The sequence below is a fragment of the Streptomyces sp. NPDC058796 genome (genome assembly GCF_042745235.1).
In the GTDB taxonomy this organism is placed as follows: Bacteria; Actinomycetota; Actinomycetes; order Streptomycetales; family Streptomycetaceae; genus Streptomyces.
Map to the genome: position 1 here is coordinate 162,162 of NZ_JBHYOP010000003.1, position 26,992 is coordinate 189,153.

Consider the following 26,992-nt stretch of genomic DNA (forward strand, 5'->3'; position numbering starts at 1 on the left):
CTGGACGAGGATTTCACGCGTGACGCCGCCCGCGTGCTGTCCGGCTCTCCCTCGCCTGTCTCGGCCCAGTGTGCCCGGGCCGAGGTCAAGGTGCCGTCAGGCCATGGCCCGGTCACTCCTCCCCGGCGAGTGTCAGCGACCGCAGCTTCTGTCCGGCGTACCAGGTGGCCAGCACGGTCACCGCGGCCAGCAGCACCGTCGCCGTCGGCAGGCCGACGTCGGAGGTGACCAGGTTCCCGTCGGCCACCTTCTGAGCCACCGCCAGCGACCACTGCTGGACGCTCAGCGTGCGGGCCCCGGGGACCAGGGAGCCGAACAGGGCCTCCCAGACGAGAGCGTAGACGAGCCCGAAGACCACCGCGTGCCGGGATACCGTGCCCAGCAGCAGGAACAGCGCCGCGTAGGCGATGGAAGCGACCAGCGCGGCGATCGTGTAGGCGACGGCGACCTGCTGGCCGTTGCCGTTGAGGATCAGGCCGGCGAGGAACGTGGGCACGGCGGAGAAGACCATCGTGACGGCGATGGCGACGATGAGCTTGGTGAAGATGATCGTCGGCCGCTTGATCGGCTTGGACAGCAGGTACACCACCGAGCCGTCGTCGATCTCCGGCCCGATGGCGCCGGTGCCGGCGATGACGCCGATGATCGGCACCATGGTGGCGAGCGCGAACCCGCCCAGGACGTCGGCCGCGGTCTGGTCGTCGGCACCGGCGAGGGCGCGTACCGCCACGGCGATGACGAGCAGCAGCAGGGGCAGCGCGCCGAGGATGAGGGCCCGGCGTCGGCCGAGCAGGGCCCGGTAGGTGAGCCGGGCGACTGTGGGGTCGTACATTGTTCGGCCTCCTACGCCGCGACGAGATACGAGAAGACGGACTCGAGGGACTCGTCGGACGGCGAGACCGTGAGCAGCCGGATGCCGTGGTCGCGGGCGACCTTGGGCAGCAGGGCCGTGAACCGGCCGAAGTCGACGGCCTGGATGCGCAGAGCGCCCTCGGCGAGGTCGACCTCGATGCCGGACGTCGACGGGTCGGCGATCAGCGCCGCGGCGAGCGCCCGGTCGTCGCTGGAACGCACCAGGTACCGGTGCGGCCGGTCGGTCATCAGGCGGCGGATCTTGCGGAAGTCGCCGCTGGCCGCGTGCCGGCCGGCGACGATCACCTCGATGTGCCAGGCGAGCTGTTCGACCTCTTCGAGGATGTGCGAGGAGAACAGCACCGTGCGGCCCTCGTCGCCCATGCGCCGCAGCAGGTCCATCAGCTGCATGCGCTGGCGCGGGTCCATGCCGTTGAACGGCTCGTCGAGCAGGAGCAGGGAGGGGTTGTGCACGAGGGCGCTGGCCATCTTGACGCGCTGCCGCATGCCCTTGGAGTACGTGGCGATCTTCCGGTCCTGCGCGTACTCCATCTGCACGGTGGCGAGCGCTTCCTGGGCCGCCTTGGCGCCCAGGCCGTGCAGTTCGGCGTTGGCGAGGACGAACTCTCGGCCGGTCAGGAAGTCGTACATCGCCTCGCGCTCGGGGACGATGCCGATGTGCTGGTAGATGGCTTCGTTTCGCCAGACCGGCTGTCCGTCGAGGGTGACGCTTCCGGTGGAGGGGGCCAGGAAGCCGCCCATCATGTTGATGAGGGTGGACTTGCCCGCGCCGTTGGGGCCGAGCAGGCCGGTGACTCCGGGGCCGATCGTCATGGTGACGTCGTTGACGGCGACCACGTTGCCGAACCAGCGGGAGACGTGGTCGATGCTGAGGGTGCTCACAGTCCCACCTTCTTGTAGCGGCGCAGCAGCAGGCCGTAGGCGCCGGCGATCATGCCGAGGGTGACGAGGACGTAGACCGCGCCCTCGGCGTTGCTCGGGCCGATCCCGCCGGGGAAGGCCGAGGTGGCGCCCAGGAAGGCGGACTGCACGCCGTCGATGAGGGTGATCGGCGAGAAGAGGCCGATCCAGGCGACGGCGCCGCTGCTGCCCTGGACGTCCGCGATGGCCTGGAGGGTGGAGACCGCGCCGTAGGTGATGGTCAGGACGGCGATGACAGCCGCGATGCCGAAGCCGCGGCGCGGGGTGACCGACGCGACGACCAGGCCGAGGCCTGCGAAGAGGAGCGAGAGCAGTGCCACGGAGACGAGTCCCTGTGCGAATCCCTTGGTCTGGTCCGCGAAGTCGAGTTTGGCGAGCAGCGCGCCCACGTAGAGCACGACGAGGGGTGCGGCGGTGAGGATGAACAGGGCCGACGCCAGCGACGCGTACTTGGCGCGGACGTAGTCGGCGGTCTCGATGGGCCGCGAGAAGTACAGCGGCACGGTCTTGAAGCGCAGGTCGCGGGAGACGGACTGGGGGGCCTGCGAGGCGACGTAGAGGCTGATGACGGCCTGGAGGACGATGGCGTAGCGGGTGTAGTCCAGCGGCAGCTCGTCCGCCTTGGTGGCGACGGCCACGGCGACCATGATGGCCGCGGGCAGGCACATCACCACGAACAGCAGCATCGGCAGGACCTTGGACTTGACCGAGCGGCCGAGGCCGTACGCACCACGCAGGGACTGCGAGTACAGCGAGCGACGGGCGTAGGCGCGGCCCAGGCGGGGGCCGTCGTAGTTGCGGTAGCCGATGTTGTGGATGCGGGTCTGGTCACCCGCCGCACTGGCTACGGGCTGCTCAGTTGCCATGGCCGACCGCCTCCTTCCGTTCTGCGTCGCTGTCCTTGAAGACCTCCGAGATGTGGTGCCGGCGCTGCTCCATGCGCACCAGGCCGAGGCCCAGGTCGGCGATGACGTCCCGGACCAGGTCGTAGGTGTCCTCGCCCGCCGCGGTGAGCAGCAGGACGTGGCCGGCGCCGGGCAGGCCGCTGCCGTCCTGGACGGTCACTCCGCGCGCGTGGAGCGCGTCGCGGACCGCGCGGGTGCCGTCGGGGTGTTCGTCGGTGTCGGTGACCTCGATCGCGAGGGTCGTCGTGGTCTGGGTGAAGTCCGTGGTGGAGCTGGAGCGCAGCAGCTTCCCGCCGTCGACGACGACGACGTGGTCGCAGGTGCGTTCCAGTTCGCCCAGCAGGTGTGAGGTGACCAGGACGGAGATGCCGAAGTCGGTGTGGATGCGGCGGATGAGGCCGAGCATCTCGTCGCGGCCGACCGGGTCGAGGCCGTTGGTCGGCTCGTCGAGGAAGACCAGCTGGGGGTCGTGGACCAGGGCCTGCGCGAGTTTCACGCGCTGCTTCATGCCCGTGGAGTAGCCGCCGATGGGCCGGTACCGCTCCTCGTACAGGCCCACGTGGCGCAGGGTGTCGGCCGTGCGCTCGCGGGCGGCGGTGGGCGGCAGGCCGGACATGCGCGCCATGTGGACGACGAACTCGGTGGCCGAGACGTCGGGTGGCAGGCAGTCGTGTTCCGGCATGTAGCCGACTCGCTCGCGGATGTCGGCACCCTTGGTGGCGACATCGAGTCCGAGCACTTCGGCCCGGCCCTCGGTGGCGGGAGACAGACCCAGCAGGATCTTGATCAGGGTGGACTTGCCGGCGCCGTTGGCACCGACGAGTCCGGTCACACCGGGTCCGACGTCCACGGAGAGCCGGTCGAGCGCGGTCACCCGGGGGAACCGCTTGCTCAGGCTTTCGGTCGCGATCACAGTCACATCCATGACAGTAGTGACGGGCGCCACTGAGGTCGTCAGACCGGAGAGCCGTCTTCGCGTCAGTCTCGAGTAGTACGGGCCCGTAAGGGATGCCATGCCTGAGAGCTACGGCACGAAGGGCACGGGGGTCGCTCCCCCGCGCTCTATTGACGGCGGGTCTAACAACTGGGAGATTCGGCGACGTCGCTGGGCGGAGGGGAGTCGACGGTGCTGGACGGTGCGCGGGAGCGCTGGGTGCGCTCGGACGGGGTCGAACTGTGCGTGGCCGAACTGGGTGACCCGGTCCGCCCCACGGTCGTACTGGTGCACGGCTACCCGGACAGCAAGGAGGTCTGGTCCGAGGTGGCCGCCCGTCTCGCCGGCCGCTTCCACGTGGTCCTCTACGACGTGCGGGGCCACGGCCGGTCCACCGCGCCGAGCCCTCTGCGCGGCGGGTTCACGCTGGAGAAGCTGACGGACGACTTCCTGGCCGTCGCGGACGCCGTCAGTCCGGACCGGCCCGTGCACCTGGTGGGCCACGACTGGGGCTCAGTGCAGTCGTGGGAGTTCGTCACCGTCGAGCGGACCAGGGGCCGCATCGCGTCCTTCACGTCGATGTCCGGGCCGTCGCTGGACCACTTCGGTCACTGGATCAACAAGCGCCTCAGGCGCCCCACCCCGCGCCGGGTCGGCCAGCTCCTCGGGCAGGGCGCCAAGTCCTGGTACGTGTACCTGCTGCACACACCGGTGCTGCCCGAACTGGCCTGGCGCGGCCCGCTCGGCAGACGCTGGCCGGACATCCTGCGGCGGGCCGAGAAGCTGCCCGACGGCGCCTACCCGACCGCCTCCCTCCCGACGGACGCGGCACAAGGAGCCTGGCTGTACCGGGACAACGTCCGGCCCCGGCTGCGCCGCCCGCGCGACGACGCCCACGCGCACGCCCCCGTTCAGCTCGTCACGCCGCTGGAGGACGCCTTCCTCTCCGAGCGGCTCCACGACGAGCTGGAGCTGTGGGTGCCGCACCTGACCCGTCGCACACTGCCCGCGAAGCACTGGGTGCCGCGGACCCGCCCGGACCGGCTGGCGGACTGGATCACGGAGTTCGTCACCGCTGTCGAGGGCGGCCGGCCCGGGGCCACGGCGAGCGGCCGGTACGCGGACCGTTTCGCCGGACAGCTGGTGCTGGTCACGGGCGCGGGAGGCGGCATCGGGCGGGCGACGTCGCTGGCCTTCGCCGAGGCCGGGGCGCGCGTGGTGGCCGTCGACCGGGACGCCGAGGCGGCCCTCCGCACCGCGGAACTGTCCAGGCTGATCGGTGCGACGGCCGCCTGGGCGGAGACGGCCGACGTCTCCGACGAGCAGGCCATGGAGGAACTGGCGGCCAAGGTCGCCGCCGAGTACGGCGTGGTGGACGTTCTGGTGAACAACGCCGGGATCGGCCTGTCGGGCTCCTTCTTCGACACCACCCCGCAGGACTGGAAGAAGGTCCTCGACGTCAACCTGTGGGGCGTGATCCACGGCTGCCGCCTGTTCGGCGGGCGGATGGCCGCACGCGGCCAGGGCGGCCACATCGTCAACATCGCGTCGGCGGCGGCCTTCCAGCCCTCCCGGGCGCTGCCCGCCTACGGCACGTCCAAGGCGGCCGTGCTGATGCTGAGCGAGTGCCTGCGCGCCGAGCTGGCCGGACAGGGGATCGGCGTCACGGCGATCTGCCCCGGCCTCGTCAACACCGGCATCACGTCGACGGCACACTTCGCGGGCGTCGACGCCGACGAGGAGAAACGGCGGCAGCGGCGCGCGGCCCGGCTGTACGGACTGCGCAACTACCCGCCGGAGAAGGTCGCCGACGCCGTCCTTGAGGCGGTGGCGCACGACAGAGCCGTGGTTCCGGTGACGCCGGAGGCGCGAGGAGCCCACCTCATGTCCCGTGCCTTTCCCGGGGTGTTGAGGAGGCTGGCCCGAGTAAGGCCGCCGCTCTAGTTTCCACAGACGATGCCAAACAGCCTGTGGATAACCGCACTTGACTGTGGATCAAACCTCCGAGTCAAAATCATTCGCGTGACGTGCGTCTCTCTCGGCAGGCTGATTTCATGCCACGAGACATGCCACGAGAAGCCACGGACGACAGACGCACCGTGAAGGTGTCCAAGTTCCTGTCGAAGCACCTTCGCCATCAGCCGGAGAGGCTGGGGCTCACACTCGATGAGGCCGGCTGGGTCGAGATCGACTCGCTCATCGCCGCGGCGGCCGCGCACGGCTTCCACTTCACGCGGGACGAGCTCGACCACGTCGTCGCCGACAACGACAAACGCCGCTTCGCCGTCGAGGGCACCCGTATCCGCGCCAGCCAGGGCCACAGCGTCGGGGTGGACCTGAGACTGCCCCCGGCGACCCCGCCGCCGTACCTTTACCACGGGACCGTCGCCCGGCACCTTGACTCCATCCGCGCCGAGGGACTGCGGCCGATGAACCGGCACGATGTACACCTGTCGCCCGACCGTGAGACGGCGACCCGGGTCGGCGCCCGCCGTGGCCGGCCGGTCGTGCTGTCGGTGGACGCCGCCCCCATGCACCGCGAGGGTCATGTCTTCCGGGTCAGCGCCAACGGAGTCTGGCTGACGAAAGCGGTACCGCCGCGGTACCTGCGTTTTCCCTCCCGGCCCTGATCCCGCATGATCGGTGCCATGGAGCAGCTGCCCACCACCCAGGCCGCCGTCACCGCCCTGCGCGCCGTCGCCGAGGAGTACGCGTTGGAGATCGAGGTCAGCGACGACATCGGCGCCGACCAGACCTCCCGCCACAGCGCCGCGGGCGTGGGCGTGGTCATCGACGCAGACGGCTCCCTCCCCCACGAGGCCTTCGTCGAATTCGGCGGGGTGCCCCGGGTGAGCGTCCGGCTCTTCCACGAGGGTGATGCTCTGATCGACGTCGAGGGCGTGGAGTGCCCGGACATCCCGCGCGACGACGTTCCCGCGTTCCTGCGCTCCGTCTTCGGCGGTCTGGCCTACGTCAAGGGCCGCCGCTTCCCTCCCGGCTACCGCCTGGTCGTGCCGCTGCCGGGCGACCGCACGCACAAAGAGTTCGTGCCGCTGATTCTCCTCACCCCGTGGTTGAGCAGCCGCGTACGGTGACGCCCGTGGATGTTTCACGTGAAACCCGGGTGGCCGCTTAGGCTCGGAGGCATGAGCCTGCGACTGAGCACCGTGATCCTTCCGTACCGCCGCTGGCACGAGGGCGGCCGTTCGGCCTGGACGCGCGCCGAGCAGCTCGGTTTCCACACCGCGTACACCTACGATCACCTGTCCTGGAGGAGCTTCCGGGACGGCCCGTGGTTCGGCGCCGTTCCGACACTTACGGCCGCCGCGGCCGTCACCGAGCGACTGCGCCTGGGCACCCTGGTGACCTCCCCGAACTTTCGGCACCCGGTGACGCTCGCCAAGGAGCTGATCTCCCTCGACGACATCTCCGGTGGTCGGGTCACCCTCGGCATAGGAGCCGGCGGCACCGGCTTCGACGCCACCGCGCTCGGCCAGGAGCCGTGGACACCGCGTGAGCGCGCCGACCGGTTCAACGAGTTCCTCCCCCTGCTGGACCGGCTGCTGACCGAGGACGCGGTGTCCTATGAGGGCGACTTCTACTCGGCCCACGAGGCCCGCAACATCCCGGGGTGTGTACAGCGGCCCCGGCTGCCGTTCGCGGTGGCCGCGACCGGGCCGCGCGGTCTGCGACTCGCCGCGCAGTACGGGCAGGCCTGGGTGACCACCGGTGACCCGAAGCTCTTCGAGCACGGCACCCCCGAGCAGTCCGACCGGGCCCTGCGGACGCAGGCCGACAAACTCGCCGACGCCTGTGCCGCCATCGGCCGGGAGGTGAGCGAGCTCGACAAGGTCCTGCTCACCGGCTTCACGCCGGACCGCAGTCGGCCGCTGGAATCCGTGGACGCCTTCGTCGACTTCGCCGGCCGCCACCGTGACCTGGGCTTCACCGAACTCGTCGTCCACTGGCCGATCCCGGACTCGGACTTCACGGCGGACGAGAAGGTCTTCGAGCGGATCGCCATGGAGACCCCGGCGCAGCTGCGGGCATGAGAGCCGTAGCTCACATGTGTGCGGAGTCGCGCACGGGCGTGCAGGCATATGCGGGACAATGACCGGGTGACCTCAGCGACCCGACAGCCCGAGCCCCCGGCCGCAGTAATCCGCCCGCGGCTCATCGCCACCGACCTCGACGGCACCCTGCTGCGGGACGACAAGTCGGTCTCGCCGCGCACGGTCGCCGCGCTGGCCGCCGCCGAGAAGGCAGGCATCGAGGTCTTCTTCGTCACCGGCCGCCCCGCCCGCTGGATGGACGTCGTCAGCGCCCACGTCCACGGGCACGGCCTCGCCATCTGCGGTAACGGGGCCGCCGTGGTCGACCTCCACGGCGGCCCCGGCACACACCGGTTCGTGAAGGTCCGGGAGCTGGCCCGGGAGAACGCGCTGGACGCCGTACGGCTGCTGCGCGAGGCGGCGCCCGGCACGGTGTACGCGGTCGAGCAGACCTATGGGTTCCACCAGGAGCCGGCGTACCCGAAACTGCACATGGAGGTTCCCGACGACCTCGTGCCCGCCGAGGAGATCCTGGCGCCGGGCGGTCGCGCCGCCGACGAGCCGGTCCTCAAGATTCTGGCCTTCCACCCCGAGCTGGACCCCGACGGCTTCCTCGCGCTGGCCCGCCTCGCCATCGGCGACCGCGCCAATGTCACCCGGTCCAGCCCCAGCGCCCTGCTGGAGATCAGCGGCCCGGACGTCTCCAAGGCCAGCACACTCGCCCTGTGCTGCGCCGAACGCGGCATCTCGCACGAGGAGGTCGTCGCCTTCGGCGACATGCCGAACGACGTCGAGATGCTCACCTGGGCGGGACGGTCGTACGCCATGGGCAACGCGCACCCGGACGTGGTCGCCGCCGCTTCGGGGCGGACGGTCGCCAACAACGAGGACGGGGTGGCCGTGGTCGTCGAACGGATCCTGGCGGACCTGCCCTAGCGTTCGCCGACCCCTCCCGGCGGGTCAGAGCGAGACCCCGCGCTCCGTCAGCCAGGGCACCGGGTCCACGGCCGACCCCATCTCGGGTGTCACCCGCACCTCGAAGTGCAGATGCGGGCCGGTGGAGTTGCCGGTACTGCCCGACTGCCCGACCCACTGGCCGGGCCGGACCCGGTCGCCCTGGTCGACGGCGACCGCGGCGAGATGGGCGTACTGCGTGTAGTAGCCGCCGGCGTGCTGGACCACGACCTGCATGCCGAAGGCCCCGCCGCAGGACACCTTCACCACCCGGCCCGCGCCGACCGAACGCACCGGTGTCCCGACCGGCACCGCGAAGTCCTGACCGGTGTGCCGGTTCGCCCAGCGTGCCCCGCCACTGCCGAAGGACGCCGACAGTGCGTACGTCTGCACTGGTGCGACCCAGGACCGGTCGGAGTCCGCGTCAGGCTGGTCGAGGCGGACCGCGCCGGGGCACGAACCGGCCGTGACCGAGGCGTCCGCCTCCCCCTCCAGGCGCGCCCGCGCCGCCTCCAGCTTGCCCTCGATCTCCTTCTTCAGCTCGGCCAGATCCGCGTTGCGCTGCTCCAGCTCCCGCCAGGCTGCCTGAGCCTTCGCCTCGTCGGCGGCGAGCCGGGCCTCGGCCCGCAGGCTCCGGCCGATGGCATTGTTCACGGCCACGTCGGCTCGGCTGAGTGCCTGCTGACCGCGCATCAGCTCGTCGGGGTCGTCGGCCAGGAGCATCTGTGCGGTGAGCGGCAGTCCTCCGCTGCCGCGGTACTGCGCACGGGCGATCCGGCCCAGATCCTCGTGCATGCCGTCGATCTTCCGCCGCTGCCGGTCGAGCCGCTTCTCGTACTCCAGGGCCTTCGACCGCTGTGCCTCGGCCTCACGCCGCCCGTCCTCGTACTGCCGGGTGGCCTTGGCCGCGTCCGCGTACAGCCGCGCCACCCGTGCGCCGGTGGCGGAGCCGCCGCCCTCGTCCCCGGCGTCCGTGGGGCGGGCGGCGAGCACGGCGAGCGCGCACAGCACCACCGGAACCAGCAGCGGACGACGGCGAGGTGAGCGCATGTCAGCGATCGTGGACCGAGCGGGGGCGCCGGGTCTCCTTCAGCTCGTACGAGTGGGGGACCCGTTGCTGCACACGGCGCAGTGCCGCTGCTGCACACGGGGCAACGCAGCGGCGACGGTGCTCAGTACGGGGCCTCCCACAGCACCGTCGTGCCGCTGCCGTCCCTACCGATGCCCGGACCGGTCCGGCTGGTGCCCCCGACGGTCTCGGCGCGGCGCTCGAGATTGCGCAGTCCGCTGCGCCGTCCGCCCTCGGGGATGCCGACACCGTCGTCCGCGACGGTCAGCCGCACCCCCGGGCGGCCGTCCGGAAGCGTCGCCGTGGCATCGACGATCACCTCGATCCGGGTGGCGCCGGCGTGCCGGAAGGCGTTGGACAGGGATTCGCGCAGCGCGGCGACGAGGTTCTTGCCGGTCAGGTCGCCGACGGCGGTGTCGACCGGGCCGACGAAGCGGTGGGAGGGCGAGAAGCCGAGCGGCACGGCGGCCATGGCGACCTCACGCAGCACGCGGGTGCGCAGTCCTTCGGGTGCCTCGGCGGGTTGCCGCAGCGCGAAGATCGCGGAGCGGATCTCCTGGATGGTGACGTCGAGCTCGTCGACGGCCCCGCCCACTCCGTCACGCACCTCGGGCACGAGCGCCCTGCGCTGCGCGCTCTCCAGCATCATTCCCGTGGCGAACAGTCGCTGGATGACGAGGTCGTGCAGGTCGCGCGCGATGCGGTCGCGGTCCTCGTAGACGGCGAGCCGTTCCCGGTCGCGCTGGGTGTCGGCCATCGTCAGGGCCAGCGCGGCCTGCGAGGCGAACCGGTCGCCGAGCGCGCGCTCCGTCCGCGTGAACGGGCGCTCACCTCGGGCGCGGGGCATGACGAGACCACCGAGGGCCCGCTCGTCCCTGCACAGGGGCAACACCATGATCGGTCCATAGTCACGCACGGGCCCCGCCGCCATGCGCGGGTCGGTGGCGGCATCGTCCACGAACACCGGGCGCCCGGCCAGCAGTTCGGCGACGACGCCGTTGTCCGGCGGGATGACCGTGCCAAGGGCGTTCGTGGCGTGCTGTGCGGCGACGGCCACGATCTCCAGGCCGCCCCCCTCGGCCGGCAGCAGCACGATTCCCGCCCGGGCTCCGGAGAGCCGACGGGCCTGTTCGGCGACGACCTGGAGGGCCTCGTCCATGTCCCCGCCGGAGAGCAGCGCGGTGGTCACGGCGACCGAGCCGTCGATCCAGCGCTCCCGCTGCTGGGCGGCCTCGTGCAGTCGCGCGTTGCCGATCGCGATGCCCGCCTCGGTGGCCAGGACCCGGACCATCGCGAGGTCGTAGTCGTTGAACGGCTCCCCGGTCGGTTTGTCGCTCACGTAGAGGTTGCCGAAGTTCTCGCCGTGCACGCGGATGGGGACGCCGAGGAAGCTGCGCATCGGCGGGTGGTGCTCGGGGAAACCGCAGGAGCGCGGGTCCTCGGTCAGATCCGTGAGCCGGACCGGGTCCGGGTCACGGATGAGGGCGCCGAGCAGGCCTTTGTGCCCGTCGGGCAGGCGGCCGATCCGCCGGGCGGTCGCCTCGTCGACGCCATGGTGCACGAACTCGGCGAGGCCGTCACCGTCCTCGTCGACGACGCCGATGGCCGCGTACCGGGCGCTCGCCAGGTCGGCCGCCGTCTCGCAGATCCGGTTCAGCGTGGAGTGCAGTTCCAGTCCACTGCCGACGGAACGCATCGCGTCCAGCAGCTTCGGCACCCGTGCCAGGAGCTCGGCCGAGGTGCCCTGGTGGGGCGGCTGCGGGCCGGGAAGCGGTGCAGGGGGCATGCCCCGAGCCTAATGAGACCCTTTTGTTCAGGAAAGTCGTATTTCCTGAGAGGGTCGTGAACTTTGGAAACGGTGGGCCTAGGCATCTCGCGGACGCCGGGCCCAGTCAGCCGGTCATCCCGCTCCCACCAGCAGTTCCGACGCCGCCTCACGCTCGGCCATGGTCCGCAGCGGACCCGGCACGGCGGCCAGCTCCGCGTAGGTCCCCCTCTGCACGGCCCGGCCCTCGTCCAGCACGATCACCTCGTCCACGGCCTCCAGACCGGCCAGCCTGTGCGTGATCAGGAGGGTGGTACGGCCCTCGGTGGCGGCCAGCAGATCGGCGGTGAGCGCGTCGGCGGTCGGCAGATCCAGGTGCTCGGCGGGCTCGTCCAGCACCAGGACCGGGAAGTCGGCGAGCAGCGCCCGGGCCAGGGCCAGCCGCTGGCGCTGACCGCCGGAGAGCCGTGCCCCGTGCTCCCCCACCAGCGTGTCCAGGCCCTCGGGCAGGCCGTCGGCCCACTCCAGCAGCCGGGCCCGCTCCAGCGCCTCCCGCAGTTCGCCCTCGGTGGCGTCCTTCCTGGCCAGTAGCAGGTTCTCCCGCACCGAGCTGTCGAAGAGGTGCGCGTCCTGGGCGCACAGTCCGACGAGGCGCCGTACGTCGTCACCTGCCAGGGCGCTGGCGTCCACGCCGGCCAGCGTGTAGGAGCCGGCGTCCGCGTCGAGGAACCTCAGCAGCACCTGGGCCAGGGTGGTCTTGCCGGACCCGGAAGGACCGACCACGGCGACGCGGCGGCCCTTCGCCAGTGTGAGGTCGAGCCGCGCCAGGGCGTCCCGGTCCTGCCCGGTGTACCGGGTGGCCAGCCCTTTGAGGACGACCGGGAACGGCGACGCGGGCGCCTGTCGGGGCGTCTCCGGCTCCCGTACCGGCTCGGGAGCGTCGAGCACCTCGTGCACGCGCTCTGCACTCCTGTGGACGCGCTGGCGGTACTGCACGGCCAGTGGCAGACCGAGTACGGCCTCGAAGGCGGCCAGCGGGGTGAGCACCACGACGGCCACGGCCACACCGGTGAGCCGGCCGTCGGCGGCCGCCTGGACACCGACGAGTGCGGCGCCCGCGACCGTCAGGCCGGAGATCAGGGCGGTGAGTCCGTCGCCCAGCGCGGTGGCGGTGGCGGCGCGCGAGGCGATCCGGGTGAGCGTGCCGTCGGCCCGGCGCGCCTCGGCGGCCCGTGCGGGCAGGGCGCCGGCGACGGTCAGCTCGGCGGTGCCGGTGAGCAGGTCGGTCACCCGGGTGGCGAGCACACCACGGGCGGGCGCCAGCCTGTGCTCGGCCCGCCGTGCCACAGAGCCGGTGATCAGCGGGACCCCCGCTCCGGCCGCCAGCAGGCCGACGGCGAGCACGGCGCCCGCCTCCGGCAGCAGCCAGGCGGTGAAGCCGACGGACGCGACGGAGACGACCACCGCGGAACCGGTGGGCAGCAGCCAGCGCAGCCAGTAGTCCTGCAGGGCATCGACATCGGAGACGAGCCGGGACAGGAGGTCACCCCGGCGGCTGCGGCGCAGTCCGGCGGGTGCCAACCGCTCCAGTCGCCGGTACACGGCGACGCGGGTGTCGGCCAGCATCCGCAGCACCGCGTCGTGGGACACCAGCCGCTCGGCGTAGCGGAACACGGCACGCCCGATTCCGAAGGCACGCGTCGCCGTCACGGCCACCATCAGGTAGAGCACCGGTGGCTGCTCGGACGCCCGCGAGATGAGGTACCCCGAGGTGGCCATCAGGCCGACGGCACTGCCCAGGGCCAGGCTGCTGAGCAACAGCGCGAGACCCAGCCGCCCGCGCCGGGCGGCTGACACGGCACGCACCCTGGCGAGGACTCCACCTCCGTTGTCCGCCTCGGTGACCGGGTCGTCGAGGGCCGCTCGGGCCGGGGCGTCAGCGGCCTCCGCCTGAGGCCGTGCGGCCGGTGTCGCGCCGTGGACGCCGTGGGCCGTGACGGCGCCGGTCGGCTCCTCCAGCCGCACCACCCGGTCGGCCACCTCCAGCAGGGCCGGCCGGTGCACGACCAGCAGCACCGTCCGTCCCGCCGCCAGCCTCCGCACCGCGGCCACGATCTCGGCCTCGGTGGCACCGTCCAGTGCGGCCGTCGGCTCGTCGAGCAACAGCACCGGCCGGTCGGCGAGGAACGCCCTGGCGAGCGCCAGCCGCTGCCGCTGTCCGGCGGACAGTCCGCTGCCGCCCTCGCCGAGCACCGTCGCCGCGCCCTCGGGCAGCGCGTCCACGAACGCCAGCGCATGCGCGTCCCGCAGCGCCCGTCGTACGGCGTCGTCGTCGGCATCGGGCCGCGCCAGCCGGACGTTCTCGGCGATGGTGCCCGCGTACAGGTGCGGGTGCTGCGGCACCCAGGCGACACGGGCGTGCCACTGTTCCAGGTCGAGGTCGGTGAGGTCGGCCCCCCCGACGCGGACTTGTCCGCCGGCCGGGCGCACGAAGCCGAGCAGGGTGTTGAGGAGCGTCGACTTGCCCGCTCCGCTCGGGCCGACCAGGGCGACCGTCTCTCCTGGCTCGACGGTGAAGTTCACGTCCGTCACGGCGTCCGTGGCACGTCCGGGGTAACGGACCGTCACGTCCTCGAACGCCAGGGGGCCGGCGGTCGGCACGGTGCCGGTCCCCGCGGCCGGTACCGGCCGCTCCAGCACCGAGAAGATCTCCTCCGCGGCGGCGAGGCCCTCTGCCGCCGCATGGTACTGGGCTCCGACCTGGCGGAGTGGCAGATACGCCTCGGGTGCGAGCACCAGCACGACCAGGCCGTCATAGAGGGCCATGTCCCCGTGGACGAGCCGCATGCCGATGGTGACGGCGACGAGCGCCACGGAGAGCGTGGCCAGAAGCTCCAGTGCGAAGGACGACAGGAAGGCGATCCGCAGGGTCCGCATGGTCGCCTGCCGGTACTCGCCGGTGATGCGCTTGATCGACTCGGCCTGCGCCTTGGCCCGCCCGAACACCTTCAGCGTCGGCAGCCCGGCGACCACGTCCAGGAAGTGCCCGGACAGCCGGGACAGCAGCCGCCACTGACGGTCCATCCGTGACTGCGTCGCCCAGCCGATCAGCACCATGAAGATCGGAATGAGCGGCAGGGTGCCGACGATGATGGCCGCCGAGACCCAGTCCTCGGTGACGATGCGGGCCAGCACCGCGACGGGGACGACCACCGCGAGCCCCAGCTGGGGCAGGTAGCGCGAGAAGTAGTCGTCGAGGGCGTCGACGCCTCGCGTGGCCAGGGCGACCAGCGACCCGGTCCGCTGCCCGCTCAACCACCCGGGGCCGAGCGCCGTGGCCCGCTCCAGCAGCCGGCCGCGCAGCTCCGACTTCACCGCCGCACTCGCTCGGTGCGCGGCCAGTTCGGTGAGCCAGCCGACCAGCGCGCGGCCACATGCCACGCCCACCAGGAGCAGCAGGGGAGTGCGGAGTTCTGCTGCCGTCATCTCCTGCTGGAAGGCGCCCACCACCACCTCGGCGATGAGCATCGCCTGGGCGACGAGCAGGCCCGCGCCGACGGCGCCGAGAATCACGACCGCCATCAGGAAAAGCCGAGTGGCGCGGGCGTACCGCAGCAGACGTGGGTCGATGGGTTTCACGTGAAACATGCCCTCCCGTCCAGAGAGGGTGTTTCACGTGAAACAGGAGGCTGTGCCACGTGAGACACCCCTTCGGACTCAGTGCGCGGGTTCGGCGATGTGCTGGGTACCGATCCGCTTGCGGAACACCCAGTACGTCCAGCCCTGGTAGAGCAGGACGACAGGTGTGGCGACCGCGGCCAGCCAGGTCATGATCTTCAGGGTGTAGGGGCTGGACGATGCGTTGGTGACGGTGAGGCTCCAGTCCGCGTCGAGCGTGGACGGCATGACGTTCGGGAAGAGCGTCAGGAAGAGCATCGCCACGGCTGCCACGATGGTGACCCCGGACAGGGCGAACGCCCATCCCTCACGCCCGGCCTGGTTCGCCACCAGCGCGACGACCAGGCCGGCCACGGCCACCACGAGGGCCGCCAGGCTCTTGCCGTCGCCGCTGGCGGCCTGCGTCCACAGCAGGAAGGCGAGGGCGAGCACCGCCGTGACGAGGCCGACGCGCAGGGCCAGCGTGCGGGCCCGCTCGCGGATGTCACCGACGGTCTTGAGCGCCGTGAACACCGTTCCGTGGAAGGTGAACAGTGTCAGGGTCACCAGGCCGCCCAGGAGGGCGTACGGGTTGAGCAGCTCCCAGACGGAGCCGACGTACTCCATGTCGCGGTCGATCTTCACGCCGCGGACGATGTTGCCGAAGGCCACACCCCACAGGAACGCCGGGATCAGCGAGGTCCAGAAGATCGCGGTCTCCCAGTTGCGCTGCCAGCGCTCCTCGGGCCGCTTCACGCGGTACTCGAAGGCGACACCGCGGACGATCAGGCAGACCAGGATGACCAGCAGCGGGAGGTAGAAGCCGGAGAACAGCGTGGCGTACCACTCCGGGAAGGCGGCGAAGGTGGCGCCGCCCGCCGTGAGCAGCCACACCTCGTTGCCGTCCCAGACCGGACCGATGGTGTTGATCAGCACCCGCTTCTCGGCCCGGCTCCGGGCGAGCAGCTTGGTGAGCACGCCGACCCCGAAGTCGAATCCCTCCAGGAAGAAGTAGCCGGTCCACAGGACCGCGATCAGAACGAACCAGACGTCGTGCAGTTCCATGACTGTGCAGCTCCCTCGGCCTAGTACGAGAAGGCCATCGGCTTGTCGGCGTCACGGAGGTCGCCGCCGATCTTCGTGGGCGGGTTGAGGTCGGCCTCGGTGAGCTCGGGCGGGCCGGCCTTGACGTACTTGGCGAGCAGCTTGACCTCGATGACGGCGAGGACGGCGTACAGCAGGGTGAAGACGGACATCGAGATGATGACCTCGGTCGTGGAGACACCGGGGGAGACCGCGTCGCGGGTCTGCATCACGCCGTAGACGACCCAGGGCTGACGGCCCATCTCGGTGAAGATCCAGCCCCAGGAGTTGGCGATCAGCGGGAACGCCATCGTCCAGAGCGCCAGCAGCCAGTACAGACGGGTGAACCTCGTGCCGAGCGGCTTGCGCAGCAGGACCAGGTGCGGAACCTCGTCCTCCCCGGTCCGCAGGGCGGGCGGCAGCAGGAACTTCTTCCGTGTCAGCCACAGGCCCAGCAGGCCGAGGGAGAAGGAGGCCATTCCGAAGCCGATCATCCATCGGAAGCCCCAGTAGGCGACGGGGACGATGGGCTTGTAGTCGCCGGGGCCGAACTTCTCCTGAAGGGCCTCATTGGTGTCGTTGATGCCGGGTACGTACGAGTCGAAGTCGCTGTGGGCGAGGAAGGACAGCAGCCCGGGGATCTCCAGGGCGACCTTGTTGTGACCCTCGTCGACGTCCCCGTAGGCGAAAACGGAGAAGGGAGCCGGCTCCTCACCGTCCCACAGCGCCTCGGCGGCGGCCATCTTCATCGGCTGCTGCTCGTACATGACCTTGCCGAGGGTGTCGCCGCTGACCGCGGTGAGGATGCCACCGACCGCCAGGGTGACGAGGCCGAGCCGGAGCGAGGTGCGCATCACCGGGATGTGCTTCTTGCGCATCAGGTGGAAGGCGGCGATGCCCACCATGAAGGCGCCGCCTGTCAGGAAGGCCGCCGAGAAGCTGTGGAAAACCTGGTTGAGAGTCGTGTTCTGGGTCAGAACGGCCCAGAAGTCGGTGAGTTCGGCCCGGCCCTTCTCCTCGTTGATCCGGTAGCCGACCGGGTGCTGCATCCAGGAGTTGGCCGCCAGGATGAAGTACGCCGACAGCAGGGTGCCGATCGACACCATCCAGATGCAGGCCAGGTGGATCTTCTTGGGCAGCTTGTCCCAGCCGAAGATCCACAGGCCGATGAAGGTCGACTCGAAGAAGAAGGCGATCAGCGCCTCGAAGGCGAGCGGAGCGCCGAAGACATCACCGACGAAGCGGGAGTAGTCGGACCAGTTCATGCCGAACTGGAACTCCTGCACGATGCCGGTGACGACACCCATGGCGATGTTGATCAGGAAGAGCTTGCCCCAGAACTTGGTGGCTCTGAGGTACTTCTCCTTCTCGGTACGGACCCAGGCGGTCTGCAGACCGGCCGTGAGGGCGGCCAGCGAGATCGTCAGGGGGACGAACAGGAAGTGGTAGACGGTCGTGATGCCGAACTGCCAGCGCGCCAGCGTCTCCGGCGCCAGAGCCATGTCCACGTCGTCACTCTCCTTGCATCGCCACTCGCCGTGGTCGGCGGTTTGTGCGTGTACGTCACACCTAACTCGGGCGCAATCAGGACACGCTTGTGAACGCGTTCACATTCACAAGCAATTATGACGTACAGCTTTTCGACACCGGAAGGGGGGTCCCTTGTGACGTCAACCCCTTGGCGGGAACTTCAACATCTTGTTGAATTCGCCGCATGAAGATACGGATCTCGTGGCCTGCGGGTCACCTCACCGCGACCCTCACCGACACCCCGAGCACACGGGCACTCCTCAAGGCCCTGCCGCTCACCGCCTCCGCCCACACCTGGGGCGAGGAGGTGTACTTCGACACAGGTGTGTCGGTTTCACGTGAAACGGACGCCCGGCAGGTCGTCGAGCCCGGCACGGTCGCCTTCTGGACCGACGGCGACGCCCTGGCGCTGCCGTACGGGCCGACGCCGATCTCGCGAGGAGACGAGTGCCGCCTCGCGAGTCCCTGCAATGTCCTGGGCCGCCTCGACGGCGACCCGCGCCTGCTGGCGACGGTGCGGGACGGCGACCCGGTGCGCGTCGAACGCGTCGACGCCTAGCAGCTGACGACGACGCGCTACGACGACCCCGCTGCGGGCGCGCCACAGCCGCCCTACAGCTCCTTGCGGAACTCCTGCGACACCTTCAGGAAGATGTCGTTCGCCTCGCTCTCACCGACCGTCACCCGCACACCCTCGCCGGGGAACGGCCGGATGACCACACCGGCCTGCTCGCACGCGTCCGCGAAGGCGACCGTGCGCTCCCCCAGTCGCAGCCACACGAAGTTCGCCTGGGTGTCCGGAACGGTCCACCCCTGCGCGCGCAGCGCGTCGACCACGCGCGTGCGCTCGCACACGAGCGACCCGACCCGCCCGATCAGCTCGTCCTCGGCCCGCAGCGACGCGATCGCCGCCTCCTGGGCGATGTGACTCACTCCGAAAGGCACCGCCGTCTTCCGCAGCGCGGCCGCGACCGGCTCGTGGGCGATCGCGAACCCGACCCGCAGGCCGGCGAGACCGTAGGCCTTGGAAAAGGTCCGCAGTACACAGACGTTGGGCCGCTCGCGGTACAACTCGCAGCCGTCCGGTACCTCGGGGTCGCGGATGAACTCGCGGTACGCCTCGTCGAGGACCACCAGCACATCGCTGGGCACCCGGTCCAGGAACCGCTCCAGCTCGGCCCGTCGCACCACCGTGCCGGTCGGGTTGTTGGGGTTGCAGACGAAGATCAGCCGGGTCCGGTCGGTGATCGCGGCCGCCATCGCGTCCAGGTCGTGCACGTCGCCCGGGGTGAGCGGCACCTTCACCGAGGTCGCGCCGCTGATCTGCGTGATGATCGGGTACGCCTCGAACGAGCGCCAGGCGTAGATCACCTCGTCGCCCGGGCCCGAGGTCGCCTGGATCAGCTGCTGGGCCACTCCGACCGAACCGGTGCCGGTGGCCAGGTGGGAGAGGGGGACGCCGAACCGGTCGGAGAGCTCGCTCATCAAGGACGTACAGGCCATGTCCGGGTACCGGTTGAACGACGAGGCCGCGGCCGTCACCGTCTCCATCACGCCCGGCAGGGGCGGGTACGGGTTCTCATTGGAGGACAGCTTGTAGGCCACCGGGCCATCGGCGGCGGCGGGCTTGCCCGGCTTGTAGGTGGGAATACCCTCCAGCTCGGCGCGCAGCTTGGGGCTCGTCTCGCTCACCGCAGTCCTCCTCATGACCACCACCGGCATCGAATACTTCTCACCTTAAGAGGATTCGGCGTCGCTGCGTATAGGTGAGGCCAGACCTCGTCCGTCACACCGGCATCAGTGGCATCAAGATACGAAGGCGCACGAATCGGGGGGCGCGCCGCACATATATCTACGCGCCGGTGGCTCGCGCCGTGGCGCGCATCCCTCGTGCAGGTGAGTTGAGACCTCTTCGCAACATCGGACACGCAGCAGGCCCTCCGTCGTCGGTACGTCAGGTACTGGGGAGGGCAACCCCATATGCCATTGTTTCGATGGCAGTTGACCTCTAACGATCTTGCAGAAACGTGACTGTCAATGCGTGCATATGCGTCCGCCCTACCCCGCCCCATGAGCCCTACTATCGGCTCGCCATGACAGCAGCAGGGAAGCACCAGGTGAGCCGCGCGGAAACCTCACGCCGAGGCAGCCGGCCGGGCCGGGCGGGCATCAGGGACGTGGCCGCCGCCGCCGGAGTGTCCATCACAACCGTCTCCGACGCCCTCAACGGCAAGGGCCGACTCCCGGATGCCACCCGGCGCCATGTGCGCGAGGTCGCGGACCGACTGGGCTACCGGCCCTCGGCCGCCGCCCGCACGCTCCGCACCGGCAAGTCCGGACTCATCGGCCTGACCGTGACGACGTACGGGGATGAACCTTTCACCTTCACCGAGTTCGCGTACTTCGCCGAGATGGCGCGCGCCGCCACGTCCGCCGCGCTCGCCCGGGGCTACGCGCTCGTCATCCTCCCGGCGACCTCCCGTCACGACGTGTGGTCCAACGTCGCGCTCGACGGCACGGTCGTCATCGACCCCTCCGACCACGACCCGGTCGTCAGCGAACTCGTACGCCAGGGTTTACCGGTCGTCTCCGACGGCCGCCCGGCCGGCACACTGCCCGTCACCGCCTGGGTCGACAACGACCACGAGGCCGCCGTACTCGGCATCCTCGACCACCTCGCCGACGCCGGCGCCCGCCGGATCGGCCTGCTCACCGGCACCACGACCGACACGTACACGCATTTGTCGACCACCGCCTACCTGCGCTGGTGCGAGCGCGTCGGCCAGGACCCCGTCTACGAGTCCTACCCGGCACACGATCCGTGCGCCGGTGCCGTCGCCGCCGACCGGCTGCTGGCCCGCCCCGACCGGCCCGACGCCGTCTACGGACTGTTCGACCCGAACGGCACCGACCTGCTCGCCGCCGCCCGCCGCTACGGACTGCGCGTCCCGGAGGACCTGCTGCTGGTCTGCTGCAGCGAGTCCACCGTGTACGCCAGTACCGAGCCGCCCATCACGACGTTGTCGCTGAAGCCCCGCCGCATCGGTACGGCGGTGATCCAGGTCCTGATCGACGCCATCGAAGGGCTCGCCCAGGACCAGCCGGTCGAGCAGGTGATACCGACCGAGTTGATCGTGCGTACGTCCTCGCAGCGCCGCCCGCCCCGGACGACGGTCAGCCCGCCGCGGTCACCCGAGCGCGAGTAGGGCCGCCGCCCGGCGCGTCCGGAGCATGGTCGCGCCGCCGTCGCGGACGGGCGAAGCCGGGCCCAATCGGGGCGAAAGCCACGGTGAACCGGAGTCCTGTTCTGATTCACCACCCCTGGGTCATCACACAGCGCGATCCGCATTCCTATGATGGGCCCACACACCGCGGGCCGCTGCGACCAGGCAGTCCGAAGCGGTGCAGATGCGGCGCGATGGTGGAGGGGTCGATGACTCAGGGGGCCGGTCAGGGACCCGAGGTGCAGCGGACGGCGACGGTGCGCGACTTCCGGGTGCCCGCGTACGTCCACGAGGCCGCTCCGTACGCCGCCCCCGGACCGCAGGCGAGCGAGGCCGCTCCGCCGCCCGAGGAAGGGTACGAGGAGGCCCTTCCGGAGGGGTACACGCCCACCCAGCGGGATCTGCCCGTCATCCGTCGGGGTGACACGGTCCAGGTGACCGTCGACCCGGAGCCGGTCCAAGTGGCACCTCCTGCCACGGGGCAGGGCCCGCTGTTCGTGGTCGGCGACGTGCACGGCTACCTCGACGAGCTGGTGGCCGCCCTGCAGGAGAAGGGCCTCATCGACGAGGACGGCCAGTGGTGCGCCGGCACCACACGGCTGTGGTTCCTCGGCGACTTCACCGACCGCGGTCCCGACGGCATCGGCGTCATCGACCTCGTGATGCGGCTGTCCGCAGAGGCCGCCGCGGCCGGTGGCTACTGCAAGGCGCTGATGGGCAACCACGAGTTGCTGCTGCTGGGCGCCAAGCGGTTCGGCGACACGCCCGTCAACTCCGGCGCGGGCACCGCCACCTTCCAGGCGGCCTGGCTGCTGAACGGCGGCCAGAAGACCGACATGGACCGCCTGCAGGACCACCACCTGCAGTGGATGGCCCGACTCGACGCCATGGAAGAGGTCGACGGCCATCTCCTGGTCCACTCGGACGCCACCACGTACCTCGACTACGGCCGTTCCATCGAGGAGGTCAACGACACCGTCCGCGAGACGCTCACGCGCAACGACGCGGAAGAGGTGTGGGACCTGTTCCGCAAGTTCACCAAGCGCTTCTCCTTCCGCGACGAGGGCGGCGCCGACGCCGTGCGCTCCTTGCTGGACACGTACGGCGGCACCCGGATCGTTCACGGCCACAGCCCCATCCCCTATCTGCTGGGCGAGGTCGGCTCAGAGGACGGCGAGGACGACACCCGTACCGCGGTCGAAGGACCTCACGTCTACGCGGACGGGCTGGCCATCGCGATGGACGGCGGCGTGACCATGGCCGGAAAGCTGCTGGTCCAGCAACTTCCGCTCGCTTCCTGACCGTTCACCGGACGGACCTTTCGGCGGCAGCCCCCTCACAGGTCGGCACCCAATTTCTGGAAACCCCCTGTCACCCTCCACCGTCGCCGCTCTACCATCGGCTTATCCGTAGCAGGCTCCCCTCCGTTTCTGCCCGACGGCTCGTTGGCATGCGAGCCCCAAGCCCTACGGAGCATCGGGGGATGCACATGAACAGCGTTCCGCAGCATCTGTCGAACGAGGACCGCCAGGAATACGAGCGGATCCTCGACGAGGCGCTGCGCTCCGCACCACACCGCCCGGAGCTGGCCACTGTCGGACAGCGGCTCAACTCCGAACAACTGCGCACCATGGCACTCAACGCCACCGCCCTCATCACCGCGGCGGCCACCACCGAGTACCAGCACTACGTCAAGGTCCGTGAGCAGCTGCGCCACCCGGCGCCGTCCGCCAAGGAACCGGCCACGCGCGGTTCGGGCTCCGAGGAGCAGGGCCCGGGCGCGGCAGGGCTCGCCGCCACTATGGGCGAGGTCGCGGAGGCGACCGGCGCGGGGGCCGTGGCCGTCGTCGCCGTCCTGGCGCCCGTCCTGGCCGGCACCGCCGCGGCGATCTTCCTGCTCGTCGGTTACCTCCTGAAGGTGCTCGACCCGGGGCAGACCTTCGCGCAGACCATGCTCACCACCGGGTGGGTGTTCGGCGCCGTGACCGCGGTCGCGATCCTCGTCGCCGCGGTGGGTCTGCTGCTCACCGCGCTGCGCAACCGCCCCTTCGCCGAGTCCGGCTTCTACGGCGAACTCGACGAGGAAGTGGTCCGGGCCAGGGACGCCTGGCACGAAGCCCTGCTGGAGCGGGGCATCCTGCCGTTCCTGCGGGAGGCACTCGCCGATCCGGGCACCGCGGCGCTGGGCACGGGACCGGCGGCGCCGACGAGCCGCATGCCGCACCTCGGCTACGGCCGTCCGGGCTTCACGAGCCCCGGTGAGGGCACCGCCACCGGCCCGCGTCCGAGCTACTCGAGCCCGGACTACAGCAGCCCGGACTTCGGCGGCCCGGAACACCGGTCCGAGTAGTCACCGCCCGGGCGCCGTACCCCCTCGCCTTCGGGGGTACGGGGCACCGGGCCGGGTGACGTCAGTCGGCGATCGGCAGGTACACCCTGTTCCCGCTCGCCGCGAACTCCCTCGACTTCTGGAGCATCCCCTCGGCGACCTCCTCGGGAGACGCTCCCTCGGCTGCCGCACCACCGAATCGCTCCGTGATGCTCTGGCTGATCTTCATGGAGCAGAACTTCGGCCCGCACATCGAGCAGAAGTGAGCCGTCTTGGCAGGCTCGGCCGGCAGTGTCTCGTCGTGGAACTCCCGCGCCGTGTCCGGGTCGAGGGCCAGGTTGAACTGGTCCTCCCACCGGAACTCGAAACGGGCGTCCGACAGCGCGTCGTCCCACTCCTGGGCGCCTGGGTGCCCCTTGGCGAGGTCGGCGGCATGGGCGGCGATCTTGTAGGTGATGACGCCGGTCTTGACGTCGTCACGGTTGGGCAGGCCCAGGTGCTCCTTGGGTGTGACGTAGCAGAGCATGGCCGTACCCCACCAGGCGATCATCGCTGCACCGATGCCGGAGGTGATGTGGTCGTAGGCCGGCGCGACGTCGGTCGTCAGCGGGCCGAGCGTATAGAACGGAGCTTCATCGCAGATCTCCTGCTGAAGGTCGATGTTCTCCTTGATCTTGTGCATCGGGACGTGGCCCGGGCCCTCGATCATGGTCTGTACGTTGTGACGCTTGGCGATCGTGTTGAGTTCCCCGAGCGTGCGCAACTCCGCGAACTGCGCCTCGTCGTTGGCGTCCGCGATGGAACCCGGCCGCAGGCCGTCACCGAGCGAGTAGGTGACGTCATAGGCGGCGAGGATCTCGCAGAGCTCCTCGAAGTTCTCGTACAGGAAGGACTCCTTGTGGTGCGCCAGGCACCACGCCGCCATGATCGACCCGCCGCGCGAGACGATGCCGGTCTTGCGGTTCGCGGTCAGCGGTACGTACGCCAGGCGCACCCCGGCGTGAACCGTCATGTAGTCCACGCCCTGCTCGGCCTGTTCGATGACCGTGTCCTTGTAGATCTCCCAGGTCAGCTCCTCGGCCCGGCCGTCGACCTTCTCCAGGGCCTGGTAGAGCGGCACGGTCCCGATGGGGACGGGGGAGTTGCGCAGTACCCATTCACGCGTGGTGTGGATGTTGCGGCCGGTGGACAGGTCCATGACCGTGTCGGCGCCCCACCGGGTCGCCCAGGTCATCTTCTCGACCTCTTCCTCGATGGAGGACGTCACCGCCGAGTTGCCGATGTTGGCATTGACCTTCACCAGGAACCGCTTGCCGATGATCATCGGCTCGATCTCCGGGTGGTTGACGTTGGCGGGCAGCACGGCACGGCCCGCCGCGATCTCCTCGCGGACCACCTCCGGCGCCACGTTCTCCCGGATGGCCACGTACTCCATCTCGGGCGTGATCTCTCCCCGGCGTGCGTACGCGAGTTGCGTGACCGCGCTGCCGTCCCGGCCGCGCCGCGGCTGGCGCGGACGCCCGGGGAAGACGGCATCGAGGTTGCGCAGACCGCCACGCGGCGAGGTGTGCTTGATTCCGTCGTCCTCGGGACGGACGGGACGGCCCGCGTACTCCTCCGTGTCACCGCGGGCGATGATCCAGTTCTCCCGCAGCGGCGGCAGCCCCCGTCGGACATCGGTGTCGAGGAGCGGATCGGTGTACGGGCCCGAGGTGTCGTAGAGCGTGACCGACTTCCCGTTGGTGAGGTGCACCTGACGGACCGGCACCCGCAGGTCGGGGCGCGAGCCCTCGACGTACGCCTTGTGCCAGCCGATGGACTTCCCGGCCTCCGCGGTCTCCTCCTGGACGGAGTTCTGAGTGGAGGCAGGCGTGCGTGCGTCCTTGATGGTCATGAGACCTACTCCCTACGCCGGCATTACCCGGTAACAGGTTCGGCGGTCGACGCAGCGGTTTCCGTCCGCGGACGTTTCGTGGGCAACGTCACTCGACTTCGGTGACGTTTCCCGTGAAACATCGCTGGGACGGAGGTCAGCGCCCTCTCAGCCCGGTGCTCCGAGCTCCCGCGTGTACAAAGGTGCCTCCACGCTAGCGTCAATTCGGGCGCGGTGAACAGAGGGCCCCCCTCGTTCTTGCGATGATCGGTCGGTGACCACACCGCAGCATCCCCCCTTCCCGCCGCACGAACCCCGCCGCGGACCGGGCACCGACCACGGCGACAGCCACGGAGCCGGTCCGGTTTCACCCGGTCCTCACGGCGCGGGCGGAGACCGCCATGACGCAGGGGGCGGGCACGGCCCCGGCGGCGGGCAGGGCCCTGGCGGCGGGCACGGTGCCGGAGGCCACGGTTCGGGCGGCGGTGGAGGCGGGGGCGGCGGACACGGCCACTCGCACGCGCACAGTCACGGTCCGGCGGCGCCCGTCTCCCGGCATCTGCGGAAGGTCATCGCCGCGGTCCTCATCCCGTTCGCCGCGGCCGTGCTGATCGGGCTCGCGGTGCTGTGGCCGGGAGGAGCCCCGCCGCACGAACGCACCGGGGTCGGCTTCGACCGGCAGACGCAGCAGGCCACGGTCACCAAGGTGGTTGAGCTGAGCTGCCAGTCCGTGAACGCGTCGGGCGTCCCCCCGACCGGCGACACCTCCACCGCCGAGGGTTCCTCCGCGGTGCAGCAGGCGAACGGCGACTGCAAGCGGGCCACGATCCGCGTCGACAGCGGCGACGACAAGGGCCGCACCTTCACCGAGATCGTGCAGCCGGACCAGTCACGGCAGCTGCACGAAGGCCAGAAGGTCGTGGTCGCCTACGAGCCCTCCGCGCCCGAAGACCTGCAGTACTCGGTGACCGACATCAACCGCCGGGTCCCGATGGCGCTGCTCGCCGGCATCTTCGCCCTCGCGGTCGTGGTCGTCGGACGTCTACGCGGCCTCATGGCGCTGATCTCCCTGGCCGTCAGCTTCCTGCTGCTGAACTTCTTCATCCTGCCCGCCATCCTGCAGGGCTCGAACCCGCTGCTCGTGGCGGTGATCGGCTCCAGTGCCATCATGCTGATCGCCCTGTACCTGTGCCACGGCCTGTCGGCCCGCACGTCCGTGGCGGTACTGGGCACGCTCATCTCCCTGGTGCTGATCGGCGTGCTCGGGTCGCTGTTCATCGGCTGGGCCGCGCTCACCGGCAACACGGACGACAACACGGGCCTCATCCACGGCCTGTATCCGACGATCGACATGAGCGGCCTGCTGCTGGCCGGAGTCATCATCGGTTCGCTCGGTGTCCTCGACGACGTGACGGTCACCCAGACGTCGGCGGTCTGGGAACTGCACGAGGCCAATCCGACGCTGGGCCGGCGCGGGCTGTACCGGGCCGGAATCCGTATCGGTCGCGACCACATCGCCTCGGTCGTCAACACTCTGGTCCTCGCCTACGCGGGCGCCGCCCTTCCGCTGCTGCTGCTGTTCTCCATTGCGCAGAGCGGGGTGGGCACGGTCGCCAACAGCGAGTTGGTCGCGGAGGAGATCGTGCGCACACTGGTCGGCTCGATCGGCCTGGTGGCGTCCGTTCCGGTCACCACGGCCCTCGCGGCCCTCGTCGTGTCGGCCGACCGGCCCGCCGACCGCCCTGCGGCACAGGCCCCGGGAGCGGCACCGGGTTCGGCGTCCGTACGCGGCGGGCGGGGTCGGCGCCGCAAGCGCTGAGCCA

General features: G+C 70.4%; 21 protein-coding genes and 1 riboswitch. Of the genes, 10 read left to right on the top strand and 11 right to left on the bottom strand.

Going from position 1 to position 26,992, the window contains the following annotated elements:
- Positions 1–112: 112 nt before the first annotated feature.
- The 4 genes from ACFW47_RS09445 to ACFW47_RS09460 are packed head-to-tail and all read right to left on the bottom strand — an operon-like array spanning position 113 to position 3,612.
- Positions 113–832, bottom strand: coding sequence for an ABC transporter permease subunit (locus ACFW47_RS09445; RefSeq protein WP_217248429.1), 720 nt, complete (start codon positions 830–832; stop codon positions 113–115).
- A gap of 11 nt (positions 833–843) precedes the next feature.
- On the bottom strand, positions 844–1,755 hold the full coding sequence (locus ACFW47_RS09450; RefSeq protein WP_073725991.1) for an ABC transporter ATP-binding protein: 912 nt from the start codon (positions 1,753–1,755) through the stop codon (positions 844–846).
- Positions 1,752–2,660 carry an ABC transporter permease gene (locus tag ACFW47_RS09455; protein ID WP_386280242.1) on the bottom strand — a complete coding sequence of 303 codons (909 nt, stop codon included), beginning with the start codon at positions 2,658–2,660 and terminating at the stop codon, positions 1,752–1,754. Before ACFW47_RS09455 ends, ACFW47_RS09450 begins: the two co-directional genes overlap by 4 nt.
- Positions 2,650–3,612, bottom strand: coding sequence for an ABC transporter ATP-binding protein (locus ACFW47_RS09460; protein WP_386280339.1), 963 nt, complete (start codon positions 3,610–3,612; stop codon positions 2,650–2,652). The genes ACFW47_RS09455 and ACFW47_RS09460 overlap by 11 nt, the downstream gene beginning before the upstream one ends.
- A 213-nt stretch (positions 3,613–3,825) precedes the next feature.
- Between ACFW47_RS09460 and ACFW47_RS09465 the strand changes: the two genes are divergently transcribed.
- The 5 genes from ACFW47_RS09465 (at position 3,826) to ACFW47_RS09485 (ending at position 8,621) form a co-directional block, all read left to right on the top strand.
- On the top strand, positions 3,826–5,577 hold the full coding sequence (locus tag ACFW47_RS09465) for an SDR family oxidoreductase (RefSeq protein ID WP_386305387.1): 1,752 nt from the start codon (positions 3,826–3,828) through the stop codon (positions 5,575–5,577).
- 122 nt (positions 5,578–5,699) lie between these two features.
- A complete protein-coding gene (locus tag ACFW47_RS09470; protein ID WP_386305389.1) occupies positions 5,700–6,263 on the top strand; it encodes an RNA 2'-phosphotransferase in 564 nt (187 codons plus the stop codon).
- 6 nt (positions 6,264–6,269) lie between these two features.
- Positions 6,270–6,728, top strand: a complete 459-nt coding sequence (locus ACFW47_RS09475) for a hypothetical protein (RefSeq protein ID WP_386280236.1) — start codon at positions 6,270–6,272, stop codon at positions 6,726–6,728.
- Between the two features lie 51 nt (positions 6,729–6,779).
- Entirely contained in the window at positions 6,780–7,685 is a 906-nt protein-coding gene (locus ACFW47_RS09480) for an LLM class flavin-dependent oxidoreductase (protein ID WP_386280234.1), read from the top strand.
- A 48-nt stretch (positions 7,686–7,733) separates the two neighbouring features.
- Positions 7,734–8,621, top strand: a complete 888-nt coding sequence (locus ACFW47_RS09485) for an HAD family hydrolase (protein WP_386280232.1) — start codon at positions 7,734–7,736, stop codon at positions 8,619–8,621.
- A gap of 24 nt (positions 8,622–8,645) precedes the next feature.
- On the opposite strand, the gene ACFW47_RS09490 is transcribed toward ACFW47_RS09485, so the two are convergent.
- The 5 genes from ACFW47_RS09490 to ACFW47_RS09510 all read right to left on the bottom strand — a co-directional run bounded on the left by ACFW47_RS09490 (position 8,646) and on the right by ACFW47_RS09510 (position 17,721).
- The gene (locus ACFW47_RS09490; RefSeq protein ID WP_386305391.1) at positions 8,646–9,689 is read right to left on the bottom strand and encodes a peptidoglycan DD-metalloendopeptidase family protein; all 1,044 of its coding nucleotides are present in this window, start codon (positions 9,687–9,689) and stop codon (positions 8,646–8,648) included.
- Between the two features lie 122 nt (positions 9,690–9,811).
- Positions 9,812–11,494 (bottom strand): GAF domain-containing protein, encoded by a 1,683-nt coding sequence (locus ACFW47_RS09495; protein WP_386305393.1) that lies wholly within the window; start codon positions 11,492–11,494, stop codon positions 9,812–9,814.
- 114 nt (positions 11,495–11,608) lie between these two features.
- The gene (gene cydD / locus ACFW47_RS09500) at positions 11,609–15,112 is read right to left on the bottom strand and encodes a thiol reductant ABC exporter subunit CydD (protein WP_386305395.1); all 3,504 of its coding nucleotides are present in this window, start codon (positions 15,110–15,112) and stop codon (positions 11,609–11,611) included.
- A gap of 78 nt (positions 15,113–15,190) precedes the next feature.
- Positions 15,191–16,195 carry a cytochrome d ubiquinol oxidase subunit II gene (gene cydB, locus ACFW47_RS09505; protein WP_386280224.1) on the bottom strand — a complete coding sequence of 335 codons (1,005 nt, stop codon included), beginning with the start codon at positions 16,193–16,195 and terminating at the stop codon, positions 15,191–15,193.
- A gap of 20 nt (positions 16,196–16,215) precedes the next feature.
- Entirely contained in the window at positions 16,216–17,721 is a 1,506-nt protein-coding gene (locus tag ACFW47_RS09510; protein ID WP_386305397.1) for a cytochrome ubiquinol oxidase subunit I, read from the bottom strand.
- 206 nt (positions 17,722–17,927) lie between these two features.
- On the opposite strand from ACFW47_RS09510, the gene ACFW47_RS09515 reads away from it, so the two are divergent.
- Positions 17,928–18,302 (top strand): cyclophilin-like fold protein, encoded by a 375-nt coding sequence (locus ACFW47_RS09515; RefSeq protein WP_386280220.1) that lies wholly within the window; start codon positions 17,928–17,930, stop codon positions 18,300–18,302.
- A gap of 53 nt (positions 18,303–18,355) precedes the next feature.
- Here ACFW47_RS09515 and hisC read toward each other — a convergent pair whose 3' ends face one another.
- Entirely contained in the window at positions 18,356–19,435 is a 1,080-nt protein-coding gene (hisC, locus tag ACFW47_RS09520; protein WP_386305398.1) for a histidinol-phosphate transaminase, read from the bottom strand.
- 401 nt (positions 19,436–19,836) lie between these two features.
- Here hisC and ACFW47_RS09525 point away from each other — a divergent pair, with 401 nt between their 5' ends.
- The 3 genes from ACFW47_RS09525 (at position 19,837) to ACFW47_RS09535 (ending at position 23,317) form a co-directional block, all read left to right on the top strand.
- Positions 19,837–20,949, top strand: coding sequence for a LacI family DNA-binding transcriptional regulator (locus ACFW47_RS09525; protein WP_073726019.1), 1,113 nt, complete (start codon positions 19,837–19,839; stop codon positions 20,947–20,949).
- Between the two features lie 212 nt (positions 20,950–21,161).
- Positions 21,162–22,268: a metallophosphoesterase family protein gene (locus tag ACFW47_RS09530; RefSeq protein ID WP_386280216.1), complete on the top strand. Its 1,107-nt coding sequence runs from the start codon at positions 21,162–21,164 to the stop codon at positions 22,266–22,268.
- A 182-nt stretch (positions 22,269–22,450) separates the two neighbouring features.
- Positions 22,451–23,317, top strand: coding sequence for a hypothetical protein (locus ACFW47_RS09535; protein WP_386305400.1), 867 nt, complete (start codon positions 22,451–22,453; stop codon positions 23,315–23,317).
- Between the two features lie 61 nt (positions 23,318–23,378).
- On the opposite strand, the gene thiC is transcribed toward ACFW47_RS09535, so the two are convergent.
- Positions 23,379–25,190 (bottom strand): phosphomethylpyrimidine synthase ThiC, encoded by a 1,812-nt coding sequence (gene thiC / locus ACFW47_RS09540; protein ID WP_386280212.1) that lies wholly within the window; start codon positions 25,188–25,190, stop codon positions 23,379–23,381.
- Positions 25,183–25,372, bottom strand: a riboswitch (TPP riboswitch). Its footprint overlaps the gene before it by 8 nt.
- 71 nt (positions 25,373–25,443) lie before the next feature.
- Here thiC and ACFW47_RS09545 point away from each other — a divergent pair.
- Positions 25,444–26,988 carry a YibE/F family protein gene (locus ACFW47_RS09545; protein ID WP_386305402.1) on the top strand — a complete coding sequence of 515 codons (1,545 nt, stop codon included), beginning with the start codon at positions 25,444–25,446 and terminating at the stop codon, positions 26,986–26,988.
- The last annotated feature ends 4 nt before the right edge of the window (positions 26,989–26,992 follow it).